Annotated in this window: 17 protein-coding genes, 1 rRNA gene and 1 riboswitch; of the genes, 10 read left to right on the top strand and 8 right to left on the bottom strand. The window is 30.9% G+C overall.

Annotated elements, in window-relative coordinates; genetic code table 11:
* Positions 1 to 296: 296 nt before the first annotated feature.
* From B4G36_RS06040 to B4G36_RS06030, 3 genes are read left to right on the top strand one after another with little or no spacing between them, the layout of a single operon-like run.
* Positions 297 to 656 carry a WD40/YVTN/BNR-like repeat-containing protein gene (locus B4G36_RS06040; RefSeq protein ID WP_291060186.1) on the top strand — a complete coding sequence of 120 codons (360 nt, stop codon included), beginning with the start codon at positions 297 to 299 and terminating at the stop codon, positions 654 to 656.
* 1 nt (position 657) lies between these two features.
* Positions 658 to 1,071, top strand: coding sequence for a GIY-YIG nuclease family protein (locus B4G36_RS06035; protein ID WP_291060184.1), 414 nt, complete (start codon positions 658 to 660; stop codon positions 1,069 to 1,071).
* Positions 1,046 to 1,219, top strand: a complete 174-nt coding sequence (locus tag B4G36_RS06030; RefSeq protein WP_291062737.1) for a hypothetical protein — start codon at positions 1,046 to 1,048, stop codon at positions 1,217 to 1,219. The genes B4G36_RS06035 and B4G36_RS06030 overlap by 26 nt, the downstream gene beginning before the upstream one ends.
* Positions 1,220 to 1,319: 100 nt before the next feature.
* Here B4G36_RS06030 and B4G36_RS06025 read toward each other — a convergent pair whose 3' ends face one another.
* Positions 1,320 to 2,114 carry an alpha/beta fold hydrolase gene (locus B4G36_RS06025; RefSeq protein WP_286476398.1) on the bottom strand — a complete coding sequence of 265 codons (795 nt, stop codon included), beginning with the start codon at positions 2,112 to 2,114 and terminating at the stop codon, positions 1,320 to 1,322.
* Positions 2,115 to 2,690: 576 nt separating this feature from the next.
* A riboswitch (SAM-I-IV-variant riboswitch) is annotated at positions 2,691 to 2,785 on the top strand.
* Between the two features lie 48 nt (positions 2,786 to 2,833).
* On the opposite strand from B4G36_RS06025, the gene B4G36_RS06020 reads away from it, so the two are divergent.
* The 4 genes from B4G36_RS06020 (at position 2,834) to B4G36_RS06005 (ending at position 5,691) form a co-directional block, all read left to right on the top strand.
* Positions 2,834 to 3,439: a hypothetical protein gene (locus B4G36_RS06020; RefSeq protein WP_291062734.1), complete on the top strand. Its 606-nt coding sequence runs from the start codon at positions 2,834 to 2,836 to the stop codon at positions 3,437 to 3,439.
* Positions 3,440 to 3,487: 48 nt separating this feature from the next.
* Complete coding sequence (locus B4G36_RS06015; RefSeq protein WP_291052446.1) at positions 3,488 to 3,910, top strand: PaaI family thioesterase; 423 nt, start codon at positions 3,488 to 3,490, stop codon at positions 3,908 to 3,910.
* A gap of 306 nt (positions 3,911 to 4,216) precedes the next feature.
* Positions 4,217 to 4,363, top strand: a complete 147-nt coding sequence (locus tag B4G36_RS06010) for a VOC family protein (RefSeq protein ID WP_286484377.1) — start codon at positions 4,217 to 4,219, stop codon at positions 4,361 to 4,363.
* 413 nt (positions 4,364 to 4,776) lie between these two features.
* Complete coding sequence (locus B4G36_RS06005) at positions 4,777 to 5,691, top strand: AEC family transporter (protein WP_038337191.1); 915 nt, start codon at positions 4,777 to 4,779, stop codon at positions 5,689 to 5,691.
* A 115-nt stretch (positions 5,692 to 5,806) separates the two neighbouring features.
* On the opposite strand, the gene B4G36_RS06000 is transcribed toward B4G36_RS06005, so the two are convergent.
* Complete coding sequence (locus B4G36_RS06000; protein ID WP_291062732.1) at positions 5,807 to 6,553, bottom strand: dienelactone hydrolase family protein; 747 nt, start codon at positions 6,551 to 6,553, stop codon at positions 5,807 to 5,809.
* A gap of 80 nt (positions 6,554 to 6,633) precedes the next feature.
* On the opposite strand from B4G36_RS06000, the gene B4G36_RS05995 reads away from it, so the two are divergent.
* Entirely contained in the window at positions 6,634 to 7,050 is a 417-nt protein-coding gene (locus tag B4G36_RS05995) for a DUF2007 domain-containing protein (protein WP_291062730.1), read from the top strand.
* Positions 7,051 to 7,107: 57 nt separating this feature from the next.
* Here B4G36_RS05995 and B4G36_RS05990 read toward each other — a convergent pair whose 3' ends face one another.
* The 3 genes from B4G36_RS05990 to B4G36_RS05980 all read right to left on the bottom strand — a co-directional run bounded on the left by B4G36_RS05990 (position 7,108) and on the right by B4G36_RS05980 (position 10,204).
* A complete protein-coding gene (locus B4G36_RS05990) occupies positions 7,108 to 8,106 on the bottom strand; it encodes a beta-ketoacyl-ACP synthase III (protein WP_291062728.1) in 999 nt (332 codons plus the stop codon).
* A 176-nt stretch (positions 8,107 to 8,282) separates the two neighbouring features.
* Positions 8,283 to 9,176 (bottom strand): helix-turn-helix domain-containing protein, encoded by an 894-nt coding sequence (locus B4G36_RS05985; RefSeq protein WP_221856399.1) that lies wholly within the window; start codon positions 9,174 to 9,176, stop codon positions 8,283 to 8,285.
* Between the two features lie 101 nt (positions 9,177 to 9,277).
* Positions 9,278 to 10,204, bottom strand: a complete 927-nt coding sequence (locus B4G36_RS05980; protein WP_291062725.1) for a 2-hydroxyacid dehydrogenase — start codon at positions 10,202 to 10,204, stop codon at positions 9,278 to 9,280.
* Between the two features lie 141 nt (positions 10,205 to 10,345).
* Here B4G36_RS05980 and B4G36_RS05975 point away from each other — a divergent pair, with 141 nt between their 5' ends.
* On the top strand, positions 10,346 to 12,373 hold the full coding sequence (locus tag B4G36_RS05975) for a M3 family metallopeptidase (RefSeq protein ID WP_291062723.1): 2,028 nt from the start codon (positions 10,346 to 10,348) through the stop codon (positions 12,371 to 12,373).
* Positions 12,374 to 12,429: 56 nt separating this feature from the next.
* Here the strand turns inward: B4G36_RS05975 and B4G36_RS05970 are convergent, their stop codons facing one another.
* Together B4G36_RS05970 and B4G36_RS05965 are read right to left on the bottom strand one after the other, a co-directional pair.
* Positions 12,430 to 13,773, bottom strand: a complete 1,344-nt coding sequence (locus B4G36_RS05970) for an ammonium transporter (RefSeq protein WP_291062721.1) — start codon at positions 13,771 to 13,773, stop codon at positions 12,430 to 12,432.
* Positions 13,774 to 13,993: 220 nt separating this feature from the next.
* On the bottom strand, positions 13,994 to 14,518 hold the full coding sequence (locus B4G36_RS05965) for a GNAT family N-acetyltransferase (RefSeq protein ID WP_291062719.1): 525 nt from the start codon (positions 14,516 to 14,518) through the stop codon (positions 13,994 to 13,996).
* 803 nt (positions 14,519 to 15,321) lie between these two features.
* Between B4G36_RS05965 and B4G36_RS05960 the strand changes: the two genes are divergently transcribed.
* A complete protein-coding gene (locus tag B4G36_RS05960; protein ID WP_409410944.1) occupies positions 15,322 to 15,531 on the top strand; it encodes a hypothetical protein in 210 nt (69 codons plus the stop codon).
* 762 nt (positions 15,532 to 16,293) lie between these two features.
* On the opposite strand, the gene rrf is transcribed toward B4G36_RS05960, so the two are convergent.
* A 5S ribosomal RNA gene (rrf, locus tag B4G36_RS05955) occupies positions 16,294 to 16,401 on the bottom strand.
* Between the last annotated feature and the right edge of the window lie 84 nt (positions 16,402 to 16,485).

Here is a 16,485-nt window from a genome sequence, read left to right as displayed (position 1 = left end):
TTGTGCAACAAGCACAAGGGTTTGGCGCAATGGCGGGTTAAGACTAAAATTGAAGTATCGGCTTTCTATTTCGCAAAAAGCCAATTATATTGACTTTTTTCTTAAATTTATTCAATTAATTGGCTTTTGCTACGTTCCGTCTAAATCGAAACTTTCGTCTTCGATTTTCCGCACTTCGCCAATACTTTTTCGTTGTGTGCAATGTTAGAACTACATTTAATAAATATAATTTCAAAACGACATATTTTGACATAACAACATTTTAAGTTTACATAAAAAATTAAAAACTATAAATTATGCCCCAAATGATTCAAAGAGGAAATGAATTAATTAGAATTAATCCATCTAAAAAAAATGAACTAGATTACTCTAGAGATAATGGAACTAATTGGAATCGAAAATTTTTATCTCATTCCGGAATAGGAGATTTTATAGATTTATTAGATTTTGGACATGAAATTTTAGCCATTACTAAAAACGGACAAGAAATATATTATTCTAAAGACAATGGAAGTAATTGGAATCGAAGATTTTTATCTAATTCTGTAGTAGGTTCTTTTCAATCATTAGCCTTAAATGGTTCAGAATTGTTAGCAACAACAGATAAAGGTTTATATTATTCAAGAGATAACGGAGCTAATTGGAATAGAAAATAAAATGAGAACAGCAGAGGTGTTAAAATTAATAGAGCAATTTTCACAAACTTATCGCAACTCTGATTTGGAAAAATTTGAAATAGGAGAAAAATATGTTTTATATCCCAAAGAAGGAGAAGAAACAGAATTTTCTTGGCCAAATCAATGGCAATTTTGTGGAGATTCAGGAATTTATCTTTTTATTGACGAAAATGACGAAGTAATTTACATTGGTGAAACTACTCATTTTGGTAATCGATTTGGCAGTTATTTTTCTTCTAAAATAGAAAACCTTTTAAAACACAATTGGAATTCAAATCCACATTTTGTAATCCCAATAAAAGTTCCAACTGAAAGCAGTTTTGAACGATTAGGTTTAGAAGAATATTTAATCAAAAAAACAAATCCAATTGACAACAAAAGATTTAACAATTAAAGAACTGAATGAAAAGTTAGTAAATATTACTGAAGATAAAATTAGCAATATTAAACTTCAGAAATATGAAGAATCATCAAAATTACGAGCAATAGAAGTCGATATTTTGAATAAAATTGAAGAACTAAATAAAAAAGCGGTTAAATAACACTGCACACAACATCGGTAACTGTTGCACAACTCAATATTTCAGACAAAATACACCTATACCACAAATACAAAAAGCTCCCTTGCAGGAGCTTTAGTTTTTATGCAACGTTATTGATATATTCTTTTTCGAGGATGCCGTCTACTATTTTTTCAACCTCATCAATATTGGCTTTCAATAATTCGTTGTTTTCTATCTGTTCTATTTCATGAAACTGCACATGTTTGTTGAACTCTTGCAGTTTGGCGTAATAACGTTTCAATTCTGCTTTGTTGAACAAGTTTCCATTCTTTACATAAATCACATGTATTTTTGATTTGATGTATTGCGAAACTTGCAATATATCGCCTCTATTGCGTGATATATCTATCGAATAGAAAATAGATTTCAGGTATTCGCTTTTAGCTGTTGGCTCTTTTACCAACCAATCTGTTGTTTTAAGACTTGCTGCTATCGGAATAATATTCAGCACCTTATTCGGGAACAAACATGCCATTTCCCACGCTAATCCTCCGCCTAAGTCTGCACCAATAATGGCAAAAATCTCGTCTACTTCCAATTCAAATAACGTCAACCAAAACAACACCGCTACATCGCGTGCTGTAATGTGATCGCGTGGTATATAGTCGTACTTTATGGTTTGGGAAACGCCATTTCCAGGAATATCTATACAGATTACCGTATACTCATTAAGATCAATTGCTTTGTTTTTTCCCATGACCCCATCCCAATGATAGGTACAATCTGAATCTCCGTGTAAGGAATGGTTAATCAAAATAACTGGAGCTGTTCCTAATGGAAGTCCAAAAAGTTGAAATGTTACCGAAACATTGTTTAAGATTGTGTTGTCCTCTAAGGGCCAAACTGGGATCGTTAATTGTTGTAAACTTTGCATTGTTTTTAATTTTATATGGGTAATTGTTGTTTTTGTTCAAAAAAAATCCCCATCGAAACTCGACGGGGAAACCTAAAATATATTAAAAAATAAAATCTCTTTTTAGTATACATGACTTTCCCACGTCTGGATATTCCAAACCTGTTTGCGAATCGACATATATAAGCACGTAAACTTCATTTTTTAATTACTTTGTTACTCAAATGTATAAAATAATTTTCGGCAAACAATTAAATTTATCTTAATTATTTGTAAAATTTTCAAAATCTTGATTTTTAATAGCGAAGTCGTCACCCTAAACTCGTTTCATGGTCGCATCTAATTCAGAACATAAAATTTATAACCACATAGAGACATAGGTTTAACAATGTTGATGAATAGAGATAAATTGGAAAATGAATAAATGAACTAGTATTACGATGTATCTATATGGTAGAATATAAAAAAACAAATCAAGCAATTATTCAAAACTTTATTATCGAAACAATATCCAATTTAGAATAAAATTCTAAGTGATCATTTTAAAATAAAATTATTAGAAAAGATTACTACATATTCAATTTTTTATGTAGTTTTACACCGTATTTCGAATCGTAGAAAACGATACCAACCGAGAGGAGTCTCCACGGTGGTAAAACAATACGGGAGTTCATCCAAAAACAACGAAAAATCCCCTATTATCGAAATACAATAATTGTTTTATTTTAACTATTTATTGTATGTCACAAAACATTTCTGAGCTTAATTTAGCTCCTATATCAGATGAAAAATTGGTCGATTTTATCAATCAACAATTGCCTATTAAAGTTCCTGCGCTAAAAGATCATATTATTGAAGAATTCAAGAAAAGAGGTTTGGATTATCGCCATCTATACAATGTAAAAACAGATGAATTGAATATCAAACTTCCGCTTAGTTTGATTGATGGTTGCTTGTTCGAGCGTAATATTCCCAAACCGCCTTTGGTAGGTAATTTCTACGCTGTTGTACATAGATTGAGAAACTTTTTGCAACATAGCAAAGAATTGAACGGAAAACGCCTTAAAACGTTTCATTATATCTTCGATCAACTTTATTTACCTTATGAATTGATTGATATTATTTCGGAAGATGATGTCAAAAATCTAACTGAAGAAGATGTATTTATTACCTTCAAAAACTCGAAACAACATTTCCCGAACGATAAGATTATCAATAAAATTCCGAAAAATAATTTATTGATTACCGTCGACAAAGGGAATTATTACCGCGGTTTGGATAAAGTAATTTTGTCGCATCAAAATACGATTATCAGAGAAGAAAACTTGAATAACGTAACTGCATAACTGAAATTGCTTTCGACAAATCTCTATATTTGTTGAAAGCAATTTTATATGACGCCAGAAAAAAGAGAATTAGTAGAAGCAAGTTTTAATCGTTCGGAAACCTTAAAATTTTATAACGCATCACTTATTGAATGCGAAACGGACTATGTTTCGATTAAGATTCCGAAACAAGAAATGATGACACGTAAGCACGGAATGTTTAATGGTGCTATGATTGCTTCTTTGGTTGATGTTTCATCTGGTTATGCTGCTGTTTCTCACTATGACGACGATTGTTATGTGGTAACAGTTGAGTTAAAGGTGAATTATTTACGACCTGCTTTGGGTGATTATTTACTATCAAAAGCCTATGTGATAAAAGGCGGAAAAAAGATAAGCACCATACGCACAGAGATTTTTGTGGTTGACGAAACGACGAACAAAGAAACGCATGTGGCTACTTCTTTGGTGACTATGATGAGAATAAAATAAAGATATAATTTGTCTCAACTTTTGAATAAATGACCACATAGAGACATAGAAATAGATGTTTATTTTGATATAGAAATCAGTAGTATAATTCTACCTTTTTTATATGAAAAAACCGTCATTTCGAGTGAAATTCTGTAAGAATTTTGTGTCAAGAAAAAGGTTTTTTGAAAGAAAAGAATAATAACTAATTGAAGGAAATAATTTACTTATAGCGCAATTAATTAAATCAATTCGTCTTGATGTTTTCTTCTGTTTAGTTGGTTTACTTTTATAAAAAATCGCAGAATGAAAATATAAGAATTACAATTGTTTACAAATGATTTAGAAAAAACGAAATCATTTTATACAACTATTCTAGCTTTTGAGTTAATTGAAGAAACCGATAATCAGTTTAGTTTACAAGTTGGTTGGACAAGATTAACTTTTGTAAAATCGAATGAAGAATATATTTAGCTTATGAGAACTAAGCAGAATTTGATCAACATTCTATTTTTGGAATTTCTGAAATTGGTTTACCTACAACTTATATTGAAGCAACTAATCATATATTATAATAGAAAACAACATCTAAATTCTGAAAAGGAGATTTTGATACTTTTGGTACTAATGGCTCAGATGAAGGGAAAATATTATTACTAAATTATTTTATTAAAACAACTTAGTTTCCTACAACTGATACAATAATTCCTGCTCCATTTACAGCTATTTTGGAAAATGAAAATCATTATTCAAAAGTAATTTTCGATAATAATAAATTAAATATATCTATTCTTGCCATTTTATAAAAAATAAGCATTGAATAAAAAGTGATATCTTTAGGGTAAAAAAAAATGGGATTGTAACTTTGCATTCTAAATATCTAAAAAATGGTAAATTTTATATTAATCGCAGTCTGCATAATCGCCGGAATGGTGTTTAAAGCAACAAAATCTATACATCCTGATGCACATAAAGGGATCAATACATGGATTTTATATTTAGCTTTACCAGCAGTCTCGTTTAAGTATTTACCAAAAGTAGAATGGTCGCAAGAAATGCTATTCCCTATCTTTTCGACTGTCATTATAGCCGTTGGAAGTTTGTTTTACATGAAATTCTACAGCAAAGCAAAAGGCTATTCGGAGCGTTCGAGAAGAACATTGGAATTGGCAAGCGGCTATAGCAATACCTCTTTTATTGGTTTCCCTTTGATCTCAGCATTTTATGGAGAAAAATATTTAAGTATTGCGATTATTTGTGATCAAACCATGTTTTTGTGCTTATCAACCATCGGAATAGTTTCTGCATTAAAAGGAGGAAGTAATGGATCTGGAGCAATAGATTCTAAATTTATCTTGAAAAGATTATTTACTTTCCCCCCATTTTTGGGTTGTATCAGTGCATTGATTTTATCTCAATTTATCGACTTATCTCCTGCCGAACCATTCTTCGATAAATTAGCTGCAACTGTAGGTCCGTTGGCTTTATTTTCAGTTGGACTGCAATTAAAGTTTAATGGTTGGAGAAAATTATGGTCACAAATTTCGATGTCTATGGTTTACAAATTAATGATAGCGCCTGCAGTTGTAATGCTTTTAGCCATCGTAATTGGGATAAAAGGTGATGTGGCTAAAATCTCTATTTTTGAAGCTGCAATGCCTACATTAGTAACATCGAGTATTATTGCGGAACAATTTAAACTCAACACCAAACTAACCAATTTGATTATTGGAATCAGTATTATTGTAGGCTTTTTTACAGCTGCTTTTTGGTATGAGATGATACAATTGTTTATTCAGTAGATTTACATATTACGGTTTTTATTAAAATTGTATCGAGAATTAAGATAAATTTTATCTTCTAAAACCTTATTCTCGATACAAAATTCTAAAAAGAATTTCACTAGAATTGACGGTTTTATTTCAATACTTCTTTTAAAAACAATAATGTATGTTGCCAAGCTCTATCTGCCATTACTTTATTGTAATCAGGTGATTCTGGATTGGTAAACGTGTGTTTTGAATTTGCGTAAGTAATCATTTGCCAATCTGTTTTTCCTTCGTTCATTTCAATTACTAAATTCGAAATATCTTCGGGTTTTACAGATTCATCTTCAGCAGGATGTTCAATCAAAACTTTTGTTTTAAGAGGAATATTTTTTCGAACAGCATCTTTTGCTAATCCACCATGAATAGAAACAACGCCCACAACAGCTAATTGCGCACGAGCAGCTTCTAATGCGCCTGTTCCTCCAAAACAATAACCAATTACAGCAATTTTACTTGGATCTGCACCAGCTTTGATTAACTCTTTCAACGCCAAATCAATTCGTTTTTGATAAGCTGCAAAATCAGACTTGTATTTTCCTGCTATTTTAGCCGCTTCCGCATTATCTTTCGGATTGCTTCCTTCTCCATAAATATCTGCAACAAACGCAATATAACCTTCTTTTGCTAAATCTATTGCAGCTTGTTTTGCTTCGTTATCAGCTCCTTTCCAAGCAGGTAAAATCAAAACTCCTGGACTTTTCTTTGTTGTATTATCGGTTACTAAACCATTCAATTTTTGTAAGCCATCTTTGTAAGCAACTTGTTTTAGGTTTTGCGCATGTGTCGTATTCATCATTAATACAATTAAAAATAAACATTGAATTACATTTTTCATCTACTAAAAAATTTAAGACATTAAGATAAAAAGAACTAATTTTATATCGGATATTGAATTGAATTTTTAACACAATTAGTATGGAAGTTATTACATTAAAAACATTTGAAAGCCCTATTGAAGCACATATTTTACGTTCAAAATTAGAGAGTGAACAAATTGATGCTTTTGTTATTGATGAACATTCGGTTGGGATGAATCAGTTTTTGTCGAATGCCATTGGTGGCGTGAAAGTAAAAATTAAGAAAGAAGATACTGATTGTGCTATGAAAGTTTTAGAAGAAATTGATACTTCAAATTATACCAATGATTTGGATGAAATTCTTGTTTGCCCTAAGTGTGGAAGTAATGAGTATTACAGCAATTACAAGTCAATGAAAGGTGGAAAAGGTTTACTTTCTTTATTATCTTCTATCATATTTTGGGTTTACCCAATTTACTACAAAAACGTGTTCAAATGCAAGAAGTGTGGTGAAGAATTTAATAGTTTACAATAAAAAAGAACGACAATTTCTTGCCGTTCTTTATGAACAAAAATATATGATTTTTATTGATTAAATTGTCCAACGCAATAAGCTTGCTCCCCAAGAGAAACCTGCTCCAAAGGCTGTCAACATCAATAAATCTCCTTTCTTTAATTTTGCTGTATTTTCCCAAATACATAACGGAATTGTCGCTGCAATTGTGTTTCCGTAATTCTCAATATTGATTAAAGTTTTACCATCTTCAATATTAATTTCATTACCAACAGCGTCAATAATTCGTTTATTCGCTTGATGCGGAACCAACCAATTTACATCTTCTACAGAAAAATCGTTGCGTTTCAAAACATTGACACACGTATCACTCATTGATTGAATTGCATTTTTGAATACAATTTTTCCATCTTGTCTAATGTAACGCTTCTCATCAACCAACAACTGTGAACTCGCTGGATACAAAGAACCACCTCCTTCTATATTCAAGAATTCTTTTCCAGTTCCATTACTCTGTAACAAAGCATCCAAAATTCCTTCTTCATTTGTAGGCTCTAACCAAACTACTCCAGCTCCATCTCCAAACAAAATATTTGTCGAACGATCTTTGATGTCTACATACGCACTAATTTTATCAGCACCAATGACCAAAACATTTTTGTAACGTTTGCTTTCAACCAATGAAGCACCCATGTCCAACGCGTATAAAAATCCAGAACAAGCTGCATTCATATCAAATGCCCAAACATTCTCTATTCCTAACTTTTCGCACACAATATTCGCAGTAGCAGGCATCAACATATCTGGTGTAGAAGTCGCAACAATCAACGCATCAACATCTTTGATGTCTTTTTTGTATGTATCAATTAAATTCTGAATTGCACTAACCGCCATATCAGAAGTCGCTAAACCTTCCTCTAAAATACGACGTTCTTTAATTCCCGTTCTTTTTACAATCCATTCATCAGAAGTGTCTGTAATCTTTTCTAAATCGAAATTAGTTCGTTTATTCTCTGGCACATAACCACCGATTGCTGAAATATGTGCAAATATTTTTTTTGTAAAATCTACCACCATAAAATTCTTTTCATTCAAATTTCATGTATCGATTATCTACTAAAAGACGCATCAATTAAAATTTGAGCAACAAAGATCTATCCATTTTAACAAATTAGTTAGCAAAATAAACGTAATAATATGTCAGAAAGACGTTTTTAGAAAGTTTTCACATTTACATTGATTTACATCAATTATTAATTAGAAGCTATGAAAGTTCTTGGAGAAACACCGGCATAATTTTTGAAAAATTTACTAAAAACTGAGGTATCTATAAAATTTAATTCTGTCACAACATCAGAAACACTATTTTTTGGGTTCTTTAGCAAGACTTTTGCCTCTAATACAATGGCTTCAGCAATGATTTGTTTGGGTGATTTATTAAAGACTTCGACAATAATTTTAGTCAAATGTTTACGACTAATAAACATTTCATCTGCATAAAATTGTACATTACGCTGACGACGAAAATGAGTTGAAACTAAATACAAAAACTGCTTAGCCAATTCCTCCTTTCTGACTTCTTTCGTTGTACTTTTTGCCGTTACAGCTTGGTTGTAGTAATTTCCCATCTCATACATCAACACTGAAAAGTGATGTAAAACCAAATCTTTTGCAAAGATATTTTCATTCTTGATGGTATATTTACTAATCTTATTCAGATTGTAGCGCATATCACGTACAATCTTTTTATCTAAAGAAATGATTTTAGGATATTTGGACGATAAAAATTCTACTAAATTATTGGATTTCACGTGAAAACCAGCTTCAATAATCAGATCTGAATCAATGAAGATTGCTTGAACAGCAAAATCAGCCGAATGCTCTATAATCTCGAACAACTGACCTGGAAGAACCACAATAATATCGTCACGTTTGATTAATGTTGGTTCTAAATTCACCGTGATTTCACATGTTCCTGCTGTGATTAAAATCAACCCAAGCGACGTAAACTTATAAGGTTTTCGTTTTACAAAATAATAATTGTTTTCAGGACCTACGTCAAAGATTGCTAACCGACGATCAGTTGCTTCTTCTTTGTAAGTTCTTAAAATATTATCAATTGAATAAAGTTGAATATAATCACTCATTTTTAGCTTTTATTTTTTCAAATACAATGTTAAAAGATTTTTTTGACAAGTAAAAACATAAATGCGTCTTTTTAACAAAATCTTACGTCATTTTGGTATATCTAATAACCTCTTTCTAATGAAACTTCATTCAATAAAGCTTCGTTATTTTTCATTCTGTTATAGTTATCTGCAACTTGTTTTAGAGCAGTTGTTGCATTTGTAACACTCGCAATATGAGGTGTTACATAAATATTTTCATTCGTCCAAAAAGGGTGATTTTCAGGTAAAGGTTCTTCTACAAAAACATCTAAATAAGCCTCTTTTATTTGTTTTTCTTCGATTGCAATTAATAAATCCTTTTCGACCAAATGTGCTCCACGACCAACATTCACCAAAACTGTATGATCTGAACATTCTTTAAAAAAGTCTTTATTCAAAATACCTTCTGTATCATCTGTCAAAGGCAAAATATTGACAATAAAATTAGTTTTAGAAATCGCAGCATTCAAGCCTTCTTTTCCAGAAAAAGATTCTACTCCATTTATATTTTTTGGCGAATTCGACCAACCTTTGACTTGAAAACCTAACGCAACAAATTGCTCTGCTACTAACTTTCCGATTTCACCTAATCCTAAAATAGTAATAGTTGTTTCCTTGATATTTTGATAAGTAGTAGGCTTCCACTCTTTACGAACTTGATCTTTATAATACGTCAATAGATTTTTCATTGAAGTCATAACACAAGCCAAAACATGCTCAAACATTTCTTGCTTCAAAGCAGGATCAACAATACGTGTTACCTTTATTGAATCTGGAATTTTGGTATGCAACAAATGGTCAATTCCAGCTCCAACTGATTGCACAACTTTTAGATTTGGAAATTCAGCCACATAATTTTTGTGTGGTTTCCAAGTTGCAATAAATTCTACATCTTCTGGATTTGAGATATTTGGATAAACTTCAACTTTCGTATCTGGCAATAATTCTTGTAAATTTCTTTGCCATTCTTCTGTTGGTTTTTGATTGAATATTAAGGCTAAACTCATAATTGATTACTTTTAAAACAAATGTAAATAACTCCAAATTAATCACACATTAAATTTGACGATTTGTCAGATTTCTTACATTTGGATTAGAATTTGAAAGAGTTTAAACAAATATATTTTAACTAAAAAAATACACCATAAATGGCAAATCCGTTATTAGAAAAATTTGAAACACCTTTTGAAAGTGCTCCTTTTTCTAAAATCAAAAATGAAGATTACAAACCTGCTTTTATCCAAGCAATTGAAGAAGCAAAAGCAGAAATAGATGCAATTACCGCGAATCCTGAAGCGCCAACTTTTGCAAATACAATTGAAGCAATGGAACTTTCTGGTGAAAAATTAGGACGTATTTCTTCTATTTTCTTCAACCTTAATTCTGCTGAAACGAATGATGAAATTCAAGAAATTGCGCAAGAAGTTTCCCCTTTATTATCTGAATTTGGAAATGATGTTCGCTTAAATCAAGATTTATTTGAACGAATTAAAGTCGTTTATAATCAAAAGGATTCGTTGAATTTAACAGATGAACAAGCTTATTTATTAGAAAAAAAATACAAAGGTTTTTCAAGAAATGGGGCAAATTTGAACGAAGAAGACAAAAATAAATTACGTGAAATAGACAAGCAATTGGCTATGCTTTCATTACAATTTGGTCAAAATGTATTGGCAGAAACTAATGCATTCGAATTGATTATCACAGATGAAAATGATTTAAAAGGTTTGCCTCAATATGCTATTGATCAAGCAAAAGCTGATGCTGAACAAAAAAATCACGAAGGTTGGTTGATTACGTTACAAGCACCAAGCTATATTCCGTTTATGCAATACGCAGAAAATCGTGAATTAAGAGAAAAATTGTTTAGAGCAAATGGAGTAAAATCCTATCAAAATAATGAATTTAACAACGAAGAAAATGTCAAAAATATCGTAAAACTTCGTCACGAACGTGCTAAAATATTAGGTTATAAAACGCATGCTGATTATGTTTTGGAAGAACGTATGGCAAAAACACCAACGACTGTTTTAGATTTCTTGAATGATTTATTAACGAAAGCAAAACCGTTTGCAGAAAAAGAAATTGAGGAATTAACTGCATTTGCAAAAGAAACTGATGGGATTGAAACATTGCAACGTTGGGATCATGCGTATTATGCTGAAAAATTAAAACAGAAAAAATTCAGTCTTTCTGACGAAGAATTGAAACCTTATTTTCAGTTAGAAAATGTGATTCAAGGAGCTTTTGATGTCGCAACAAAATTGTATGGAATTACATTTAAAGAAATTCATAAAATTGATAAATACAACGATGAAGTAACAACTTATGAAGTTCTAGATAAAAATGGTGCGTTCTTAAGTTTATTGTATGCAGACTTTTTCCCGCGCGCAGGAAAACGCCCTGGTGCTTGGATGACAAGTTATAGAGATGCTTCTAATGTGAATGGAAACACCAAACGTCCGCACATTTCGATTGTTTGTAATTTTACAAAACCAACGAAAGACACGCCGTCATTATTGACATTTCAGGAAGTGACAACATTGTTCCACGAATTTGGTCATGCGCTACACGGAATGTTACCAAATACAACGTACGAAAGTCTTTCTGGAACAAATGTTTATTGGGATTTTGTTGAATTACCCTCTCAATTTTACGAAAACTTTTGTTACGAACCAGAAGCTTTAAAATTATTTGCAAAACATTATCAAACAGGAGAAATTATTCCGCAAGAATTAATTGAAAAAGTAAAAGCTTCTTCAAGTTTTATGGAAGGTTATCAAACTGTTCGTCAATTGAGTTTTGGATTATTGGATATGGCTTATCATGCGAATGATTTGGCTGAAATTAATGATTTACAACAATTTGAAAAAGAAACTTTTAAACGAACAGAGTTGTATCCAGAAATTGATAAAAATATGATGAGTACATCCTTCTCACATATTTTTCAAGGTGGATATTCATCTGGTTATTATTCATATAAATGGGCCGAAGTTTTGGATGCAGATGCCTTTGCATTTTTCCAAGAAACTGGAATTTTCAATCCAGAAACAGCTCAAAAATTCTATAAACTTTTATCATCTGGTGGAACTGTAGAACCGATGAAACTGTACGAAGAATTTAGAGGTTATAAACCAACAGCAGACGCTTTGTTAAAGCGCGCTGGATTAATATAAACTGAAAATCCGACTACTTAAAAGTAGTCGGATTTTTTTATAATACTATTGTTTACTTAATGCAAACTTTCTTCGTGTTGCGACAAATCTAAGCCTTCGAACTCCGCTCTATCACTCACGCGTAAGTGAATCATTTTATCCGTAATATAAAATAAAGCAATCGCACCTAAAAAAGTAAATAACGAAACGAGCAACAAAGCAATCATATGATGTGCAAACACATATACCCCGCCATGTAATAAGCTTGCATTTTCTCCATGTGCAAAAATAGCTGTCAAAATCATTCCCATGATTCCTCCGACTCCATGACATGCAAAAACATCTAGAGTATCGTCAACTCTTTTTAACACTTTCCAATGAACCATTACATTTGAGACAATAGCTGTTATAAAGCCAAAAAATATACTTTCAGGAATTGTAACAAACCCACAAGCTGGAGTGATTGCTACTAATCCAACTACAGCCCCTATACACGCTCCCATAGCAGAAACGCTGCGACCATTAATTCTATCAAAAAGTATCCATGTCATCATTCCAGAAGCAGAAGCAATTGTTGTTGTTCCGAAAGCTAGTGTTGCTGTGGCATTTGCTCCCAAAGCTGAACCAGCATTGAAACCAAACCATCCGAACCATAACATTCCTGTTCCAAGCATAACAAATGGAATATTTGCAGGTTTGTGTTCTCTGTTTTTACGTTTACCTATCACCAAAGCACCTGCCAATGCTGCAAATCCAGCACTCATATGAACAACAGTTCCTCCAGCGAAATCTTTTACTCCAAAATATTTATTCAATAAACCTTCTGGATGCCAAACCATATGACAAAGCGGTGTGTAAATGATTAAGCTAAATAAAATCATAAACAATAAATATGAAATGAAACGTACTCTTTCAGCAAAAGAACCAGTTACAAGCGCTGGTGTAATGACTGCAAATTTCATTTGAAACAATGCAAATAAGACAAATGGAATTGTAGATGCCATGTCTTTATGTGGAAATGCTCCAACATGACTAAAAAATGGGTAACTTAAAGGATTACCAATAATTCCGTAATGTTCTCCATTTATTGTAAAACCAATTGATTCACCAAAAGACAGTGAAAACCCAACTACAACCCACAAAATCGAAATCACACCTAAGGCAATAAAACTTTGCAACATGGTAGAAATAACATTTCGTTTACCCACCATTCCTCCATAAAAAAATGATAAACCTGGCGTCATCAATAACACCAATCCTGCAGCTGCTAAAATCCAGGCGACATCTGAATTTACAATATTTTCTTCGCTAAGGAATTCTCCTGTATTTGGAATATCTACAACTGGTTTCCAAAATAATCCAGCGAATGCAACTAGCGTTATAATTGCAAAAGCTACTTTCCATTTTAATCCGACTTTCATAAGTTTTTAATTTTAACCCTATCAAAATTAGATTATTTTTAAATAAAATCATTTATTTTCAATTACACCCTATAAAAATTAGGGGTTAAAATATTAATTTTACATTTTAAACATAATTATCCTATGTAAATTCATAAAAAAAGATTCCTTTTTTGGAATCTTTTTATCATTTTATCAATTTGATTATTTAGTTTTTCTAAATTCTATCTGAAATCTTCAATTATGTTAAATCCTGAATAATTTTTTGAAAAGCTTTTCTTGGACTTCCATCATAATAAACTTCTCCACAATAATGATAAACTAACTTTTCAAAAACACGCAACATTCCAATATTATCAAAGTTGGTATCAACTTTTATAGTATGTATGTTTTTTGAAATTGCAACCTTCTCGATTTCGGTCATTGCCCAAGTTCCCAAACCTTTCATCTTAACATCTTGTGCAACAGCCAATCGATGTATGACAATATATAGATCATCATTCAGCCATTTTCCTTCAATTGCTGTATAAGCAGGTTCTATCTCATCAATAATTGCAACATATCCAATGATTAGATTATTATCATTCTCAATTATATAACCAAAACCATTTGAGATATCATTTTTTACAACGTCTAGATTTGGATAACCATTTTGCCATTGATTACTTCCCTCCTCTTTTCTTTTCTCAACTGCTTGTTGCAAAATTTCCCAAATTCTATCTGCATCATTCAAAATAGCTTGACGTATATTTAATCCAGTCTCCATATCTTATTTTTATTTTCAATATAGGAGATTTTCAAGTTAATCATAAATTTTTATTTTTAATTTTTCCCTAAATTGATAAAACTTATCAATGTCATACCAAAATTAAATTTCCACAAACTATAAAATATGTAAAAAAATCTTGGCAACAAGTTATAGCAAGACTTATTATATTGAACATTTGTATATTTCAAAAGCAAATGAAAAGAAATGATGCAAATTATTCCAAGTAACCAGAGTGCAGCCTTTTTTGTTATTAATCGGTTTCGTGATTACTCTTCTCTATATTTCATTACAAATTGTAATGTATATCACATGTTTCAAAGCAGATGGTTTAACTTTTAAACTTTAGCGCACATTCAATCTATAACTCAAACGAAATTTTATCATTGTTTTTTTACTAGCGGGCGGAATTAGTTTTTTAGCTTATCTACCCAAACAAATAAAAAAACAACAATTTGAAACAAATAAATTTAGGCAAGTTCTATTTATGGTTTTATTTGATTATTAACGGTTTTCAACATAGGTATATCCATCATTATTTATAGTATTTTCGTCAACAAATATTTTAATGATTTGTAGATATCATTAGTTATTTTGGGCATAATTTTAATTCTGGTTTATTTCTTTTACAGCTCATTTAAAAACAAAAAACAAATTCAATCAAATTATAGAGAATAAATTTCCAAAAATTGTAAAGAAATCAATCCAATTTTTGAAGCTTCTTTGGACAAAAAAATATAAATCTCACGATTCTAATTTCAACAATCATCGAAATTACTGGGATATTACATGTTTATTTTACAATGTTAGCGTTAGGTATTCAACCCATTTTTGATGCATTAGCTTTAGCTTATACGATTTCTGTTTTATTGATGATTATTCCGAAGTTTTTGAGAGGTTTGGCCGCTGTAGAATTTACTATGATGTATATTTTAACACAATTTGGTTATTATCATTACCAAAGATTAGTTACAAATTTATTGTACCGTGTTTTGAATTTTGACTGGCTTTAGGTTTTGGATGTTTGAGTTTTATATGGGTTGGAAGAAAAGTATTTACTCGAATTTTTTCCTGCTGTTATGATTTTTAAATTAGGAATGATTAATATAAATTTCAGTCATCACTTCTCCTCTTGCAGAAGGTTTACATTTTCAAAAATTATTTTTAACAACCGAATTTATGCATCTTTCAAAATTGATGATGCTATTTGTTGGAATTGCTTTATTGATTACTTATGTTATATCAACAAAGGATTAAAATCTACATGGAATTTTGCTTAAATATTTGCAATACTATCATTTTTGGAAATATATTAAAAGCATTGGAGTAGAAGAAGATGGATTCGCATTTTTGACTATCTTTTTGTTAATTTAAAGCACAAAACAATACCCATTGAAAACAAATTGGGAAGTTTAATCAATATCAAACAATGCGTAATTTCAAGGAAAAATTCACCAATTATTGGATCAATAAATACATATTTCTTTGAATGGTAATTATCACTTTGATCGAAATTATCAAAAGTAATTGAGACTATTACTAAGCAAATAAAGTTAAATTAGAAAATATTGATTTACATAGTTACATCTTGTGAGATTCCGAACTATATTTTTTTTAAAATTTTCAAAAACTTGTTTTAACTTCTTAATTAATTATCCATAAAATAAGAATGAAACTAAATCGTAATATTTAGTTGAATGATTAAAAATTATCATAATACTTTCTGTATAAAATATAAAAAAACCTCAAGAAATAAATCTTGAGGTTTAAATAAAAACTGGCAATGACCTACTCTCCCGCAATAGCAGTACCATCGGCACTGAAAGGCTTAACTTCTCTGTTCGGAATGGGAAGAGGTGAGCCCTTTCGTAATAATCACCCTAATATTTTTGTATTTTTAATCAGGTTTACATCCTAATCATTCGATAAAAAGCCTCAAGAAATAATCTTGAGGCTTTTAATAAAAA

Origin of the sequence: Empedobacter sp. UBA3239 (assembly GCF_002362875.1) — a bacterium.
GTDB lineage: Bacteria > Bacteroidota > Bacteroidia > Flavobacteriales > Weeksellaceae > Empedobacter > Empedobacter falsenii_B.
The sequence above is the reverse complement of the archived record's forward strand: the minus strand, read 5'-3'. Positions and strand labels throughout refer to the sequence as shown.